Below are 6176 nucleotides of genomic sequence, written 5' to 3' on the forward strand. Positions count from 1 at the left end.
CAAGCCGTCAAGCCGGGAGGCACATGGCAGTTTTCGGACGGCGTCCTGATAGTCGTCCAGGATGATGATGTTCATGGGGCGGTCGGGTGTCCAGCTCGACATTGTGCTACGCGCGCGGCTGTGCCGGGCGTCGCCTGGACATCCTCACCGACCAATTACCAGGTTGTCACCTTTGCACTGCGGCCATCTTCTGCCCTGGGGGAAGCGCGCACCGGGAAGTGGCTGTCCAGGGCGTCCAGGCGCAACTGCGCCTCGATTTGCCCGCGGTGCGTGGAGATCACCTTGAATACGTCGGCGCGCAGGTGCCAGAGTTCACGCAGCGAACGCGAGGTTTCGATCTGGTCACGCACCTGGTTGGCGCGCAGCGACTGGAGGTCCCACAAGGAAGCAACGAACTCTGTCTTGATGGCGCGCAGGCCATTGGCCGAAGACGGAGGGCGCGGCGATTCGCCGTTGTCCCACAGCCAGTTCCACAAACCCTGGCACCAGCTCTTCCACAGAGGCTGGGCGGGCGCAAACTGGGCCGGAGGTGTGACGCCGACCCGCCTCGCGGCAGAGCCACTCAGGTCCACAGGGGCGTCGTGAGGCAATTGCGTCGGGTTGGACAAGGCGCGTTTGCGTCCCTGCGTGTCAACCTGTGCAGACTCGTCGTTGGAGTAGAAAAAGGATGCCATCGTGCCCTCGCTGCGCCTTTGAGCGCGTCTCGTACTGGACATCGACCATCCTAGGGAGCCCTTGAGCAGGGTACACCCGTAAAAAACGGGCCTCGAGGGCCCGTTTCCGTGGACTGTTCACGACTTGTTACGTATGGTGTGCGCTCAGACGGTGGCGACAGACATCCGCGCAATCGGAATCAACTTGCTGCCAGCTTGGCGGGCTTCGTCAAAGACTTCTCGGGCGCAGGTCTCACAGCACCCGCAGCAGGTGGCCACACGCGTGCGGTCCTGGAGGGCATCGAAGGAGCCGCAGCCCATGTTGGCTTGCTTGACGATTTCCTTGTCGGAGATGGCGTGGCAGACGCAGACGATCATGACGGAATTGGGGCTCACGAATGAGAATGAGTCGCATGATAGATGCGAATGATTCGCAGCACAAGCCCTTGGCCAAGCCCGGACCCCGATCAAGGGGATCCGAGCCGCCAGCCGTCGCCTGGTTCCTCAGCCTTCGATTTCACCCATGATGGATTGCAGGTAGTTCTGAACGCCAACTTTGGCGATCAAGTCGATCTGGGTCTCGAGGAAATCGATGTGCTCCTCGGTGTCGTCCAAGATGTGCTGGAACAGGTCACGGGAGACGTAATCGCGCACCGATTCACAGTAGGCGATGCCTTCCTTGACGGTGGCCTGGGCAGCGGTCTCGAGCTTGAGGTCGCAGGCCAGCAGCTCGGGCACGTCCTCGCCGATGAGCAGCTTGCCCAGGTCCTGCAGGTTGGGCAGGCCATCCAGCGTGAAGATGCGCTCCATCAGCTTGTCGGCGTGCTTCATCTCGCCGATCGATTCTTCGTACTCTTTCTTGGCCAGCTTGGCAAAGCCCCAGTGCTTGAGCATGCGGTAGTGCAGGAAGTACTGGTTGGTTGCGGTGAGTTCATTCTTGAGCTGCGCATTGAGCAGCTCGATGACCTTGGCGTCGCCCTTCATGGTGTCCTCGCGTGGTGGGTCAGGATGGGCCTCATTGTGAACCAGGGCAGGGCATGTGCCACATGTCGTGCGCACATGCCAACAGGTCGGATCGGTTATACTTCTAAGGTTTACCCGCAACCATCCCCCCGTCTGGCGAAACCGCGCCGATCTGGCATGTACATGATCGGCCTTGCTTTTGTCGCGTCCGTGTCCCGGCCATGTGCTGTTGCACGTTGACGGTGTCTCAAGCAAACGGCGAGCCAGGCGCGCACAACAAACGGAGAACGAACCCGTGCTGCCCGTCCTGCCCCAAGCTCTTCTGGCCCTCGCAGACGGCACGGTCTTTCTTGGCACTTCGATCGGCGCTGCCGGTCACACAGTCGGTGAAGTGGTGTTCAACACCTCGATCACCGGCTATCAGGAAATCCTCACCGACCCCAGCTACTGCCGCCAGATCGTCACCCTGACGTATCCGCACATCGGCAACTACGGTGTCAACGGTGAAGACGTCGAAGCCACGAAAGTCCATGCCGCTGGTCTGATCATCAAGGATCTGCCCATCCGCACTTCCAACTTCCGTCAGACCCGCACCCTCTCGCAATACCTGCAGGACGAAGGCACGGTCGGCATCGCCAACATCGACACCCGCAAGCTGACGCGCATCCTGCGCTCCAAGGGCGCTCAGAACGGTTGCATCGTCGCCCTGGCCGCTGGTCAGGACGTCACCGACGCGGTCATCGCCGACGCGGTGGCCAAAGCCAAGGCCGCGCCGAACATGGCCGGCCAGGACCTGGCCCAGGTTGTCTCGCGCACCGATTCCGTGGTGTGGGACGAGACCGAGTGGAAGCTCGCCAACCCCGAACTGGGTGGCAAGCCAGGCTTCGGCAAACAGATCGCTCCGAAGTTCCACGTCGTGGCCTATGACTTCGGCGTCAAGCGCAACATCCTGCGCATGCTGGCCGAGCGAGGCTGCAAGGTCACCGTGGTGCCCGCCAAGACGCCGGCTGCCGAAGTGCTCAAGCACAAGCCCGATGGCATCTTCCTGTCCAACGGCCCCGGGGACCCGGAGCCTTGCGACTACGCGATTGCTGCGGCCAAGGAACTGATCGAAACCGGCATCCCGACCTTCGGCATCTGCCTGGGTCACCAGATCATGGCCCTGGCTTCGGGCGCCAAGACCTACAAGATGCCCTTCGGTCACCACGGCGGCAACCACCCTGTGAAAGACCTGGACAACGGCCGCGTGAGCATCACCAGCCAGAACCACGGTTTCGCTGTCGACGAGAAGACGCTGCCCGCCAACCTGCGTGCCACGCACATCTCGCTGTTCGACGGCACGCTGCAAGGCCTGGCCCGCACCGACAAGCCCGCTTTCTGCTTCCAGGGTCACCCGGAAGCCTCGCCCGGACCGCATGACATCAGCTACCTGTTCGATCGTTTCACGGCGCTGATGGAGAAAGAATGATTAGCCCCCAAGCTTGCGGCTTTGCCGCTTCGCATCCCCCCAAGGGGGAGCGTGCCTCCTTTGAGGCGGCTCGGCAGGAGACACAACATGCCTAAGCGCACAGACATCAAGAGCATCCTCATCATCGGCGCCGGCCCGATCATCATCGGTCAGGCCTGCGAATTCGACTACTCCGGCGCCCAGGCCTGCAAGGCCCTGCGCGAAGAGGGCTACAAGGTCATCCTGGTCAACAGCAACCCGGCGACCATCATGACGGACCCGAGCACGGCGGACGTCACCTACATCGAGCCCATCACCTGGCAGGTGGTCGAGCGCATCATCGCCAAAGAGCGCCCCGACGCGATCCTGCCGACCATGGGTGGCCAGACCGCGCTGAACTGCGCCCTCGACCTGCACAAGCACGGCGTGCTCGACAAGTACAAGGTCGAGATGATCGGTGCCAACGAGCACGCGATCGAGAAGGCCGAAGACCGCCTGAAGTTCAAGGACGCGATGACCTCCATCGGCCTGGGCTCGGCCAAGTCGGGCATCGCCCACTCGCTGGAAGAAGCCTGGGCGGTGCAAAAGAGCATCCAGGCCGAAATCGGCGGCTCGGGCTTCCCGATGGTGATCCGCCCCAGCTTCACGCTGGGTGGCACCGGCGGCGGCATTGCCTACAACCCCGAAGAGTTCGAAGAGATCTGCAAGCGCGGCATCGACCTGTCGCCCACCAACGAGCTGCTCATCGAAGAGTCGCTCATTGGCTGGAAGGAATACGAGATGGAAGTGGTCCGCGACAAGGCGGACAACTGCATCATCGTGTGCTCGATCGAGAACCTGGACCCGATGGGCATCCATACCGGTGACTCGATCACCGTGGCCCCGGCTCAGACGCTGACCGACCGCGAGTACCAGCTGCTGCGCAACGCCTCCATCGCCATCCTGCGCGAGATCGGCGTTGAAACCGGCGGCTCCAACGTGCAGTTCTCCATCAACCCGGCGGACGGCCGCATGGTCGTCATCGAGATGAACCCGCGCGTGTCGCGTTCTTCCGCGCTGGCTTCGAAGGCCACGGGCTTCCCGATCGCCAAGATCGCGGCCAAGCTGTCGGTGGGCTACACGCTCGACGAGCTCAAGAACGACATCACTGGTGGCGCCACGCCCGCATCGTTCGAGCCTTCGATCGACTACGTGGTCACCAAGATCCCGCGTTTCGCTTTCGAGAAGTTCCCCGCCGCCGACTCCCGCCTGACGACGCAGATGAAGTCCGTGGGCGAGGTGATGGCCATGGGCCGCACCTTCCAGGAATCCTTCCAGAAGGCCCTGCGCGGCCTGGAAACCGGCATCGACGGCCTGAGCGAGATCAGCAACGACCGCGAAGAGATCATCCAGGAAATCGGCGAGCCTGGCCCCGAACGCATCCGCTTCCTGGGCGATGCCTTCCGCATCGGCATGAGCCTCGATGAAATCTTCGAAGAAACCAAGGTCGATCCCTGGTTCCTCGCTCAGATCGAAGACATCGTCAAGACGGAAACCGACGTCAAGGCGCGCAAGCTGGAATCGCTGAGCGCCGAAGAGTTGCGTTACCTGAAGAAGAAGGGCTTCTCAGACCGCCGCCTGGCCAAGCTGATGGGCACCGACCAACACGCCGTGCGCAAGGCTCGCCATGCCATGGGCGTGCGCCCGGTCTACAAGCGCGTCGACACCTGCGCGGCCGAGTTCGCCACGCAGACCGCCTACATGTACTCGTGCTACGAGAACGAAGGCGGCGAGTGCGAGGCCGAGCCCACCGACAAGAAGAAGATCATGGTGCTGGGCGGTGGCCCGAACCGCATCGGTCAGGGCATCGAGTTCGACTACTGCTGCGTCCACGCCGCCCTCGCCATGCGCGAAGACGGCTACGAGACCATCATGGTCAACTGCAACCCCGAGACCGTCTCGACCGACTACGACACGTCCGACCGCCTGTACTTCGAGCCCGTGACGCTGGAAGACGTGCTGGAAATCGTGGCCAAGGAAAAGCCGGTCGGCGTGATCGTGCAGTACGGCGGTCAAACTCCGCTGAAGCTCGCGCTGGACCTCGAAGCCAACGGCGTGCCCATCATCGGCACCACGCCCGACAGCATCGACATCGCGGAAGACCGCGAGCGCTTCCAGGCCCTGCTGCACAAGCTGGGTCTGAAGCAGCCGCCCAACCGCACCGCGCGCAACGAAGACGACGCCATCAAGCTGGCCAACGAGATCGGCTACCCGCTGGTGGTGCGCCCCTCGTACGTGCTGGGCGGGCGCGCCATGGAAATCGTCCATGGCGACAAGGACCTCGAGCGCTACATGCGCGAAGCCGTGCGCGTGTCTGAAAAGTCGCCCGTGCTGCTGGATCGCTTCCTCAACGACGCGGTCGAAGTGGACGTCGACTGCATCAGCGATGGCGTCGACACGATGATCGGCGGCATCATGGAGCACATCGAGCAAGCTGGCGTGCACTCTGGTGACTCGGCCTGTTCTCTGCCTCCGTACACCCTGAGCGCCGAGCTGCAAGACGAGCTGCGTCGCCAGACCGCCCTGATGGCCAAGGCCCTCAACGTGGTCGGCCTGATGAACGTGCAGTTCGCCATCCAGGGCGACGTGACCAAGGGCCTGTCTGAGGCCACCGTCTACGTGCTCGAAGTCAACCCGCGTGCCTCGCGCACCGTGCCTTATGTGTCCAAGGCCACCGGCCAGCCCCTGGCCAAGATCGCCGCACGTTGCATGGCCGGCCAGAAGCTGAACACGCAGAAGTCGCCCGACGGCAAGGCCCCGCGCGAAGTCGTGCCGCCTTACTTCACCGTCAAGGAAGCCGTTTTCCCGTTCAACAAGTTCCCGGGTGTGGACCCCGTCCTCGGCCCTGAAATGCGTTCGACCGGCGAAGTCATGGGCGTGGGCGAGACCTTCGGTGAAGCCATGCTGAAGTCTCAGCTGGGGGCTGGCTCGCGCCTGCCCACCAAGGGCACGGTCTGCATCTCCGTCAAGGACGGCGACAAGCAGCGCGCCGTGGGCGTGGCCCGTGACCTGGTGGCCCTGGGTTTCAGCGTCGTGGCCACCAAGGGCACCGCGGCCGCCATCGCGGCGGCTGG

Annotated in this window: 5 protein-coding genes; 2 read left to right on the forward strand and 3 right to left on the reverse strand. The window is 63.1% G+C overall.

Annotation, left to right across the window (positions count from 1 at the left end; all coding sequences use genetic code 11):
- Nucleotides 1–155 precede the first annotated feature (155 nt).
- The 3 genes from B2W70_RS17860 to bfr form a co-directional block, all read right to left on the reverse strand.
- Nucleotides 156–674, reverse strand: coding sequence for a hypothetical protein (locus tag B2W70_RS17860; protein ID WP_286747876.1), 519 nt, complete (start codon nt 672–674; stop codon nt 156–158).
- A gap of 144 nt (nt 675–818) precedes the next feature.
- Nucleotides 819–1049 (reverse strand): (2Fe-2S)-binding protein, encoded by a 231-nt coding sequence (locus B2W70_RS17865; protein ID WP_286747878.1) that lies wholly within the window; start codon nt 1047–1049, stop codon nt 819–821.
- A gap of 108 nt (nt 1050–1157) precedes the next feature.
- Complete coding sequence (bfr, locus tag B2W70_RS17870; protein WP_058085982.1) at nt 1158–1637, reverse strand: bacterioferritin; 480 nt, start codon at nt 1635–1637, stop codon at nt 1158–1160.
- Nucleotides 1638–1911: 274 nt separating this feature from the next.
- Between bfr and carA the strand changes: the two genes are divergently transcribed.
- Nucleotides 1912–3084, forward strand: a complete 1173-nt coding sequence (gene carA, locus B2W70_RS17875) for a glutamine-hydrolyzing carbamoyl-phosphate synthase small subunit (RefSeq protein ID WP_286747880.1) — start codon at nt 1912–1914, stop codon at nt 3082–3084.
- An 87-nt stretch (nt 3085–3171) separates the two neighbouring features.
- On the forward strand, nt 3172–6176 hold a 3005-nt coding region (gene carB / locus B2W70_RS17880; RefSeq protein WP_286747882.1), incomplete at its 3' end, for a carbamoyl-phosphate synthase large subunit.

This window comes from Aquabacterium sp. UBA2148 (assembly GCF_002328915.1).
Classification (GTDB): domain Bacteria; phylum Pseudomonadota; class Gammaproteobacteria; order Burkholderiales; family Burkholderiaceae_C; genus Aquabacterium; species Aquabacterium parvum.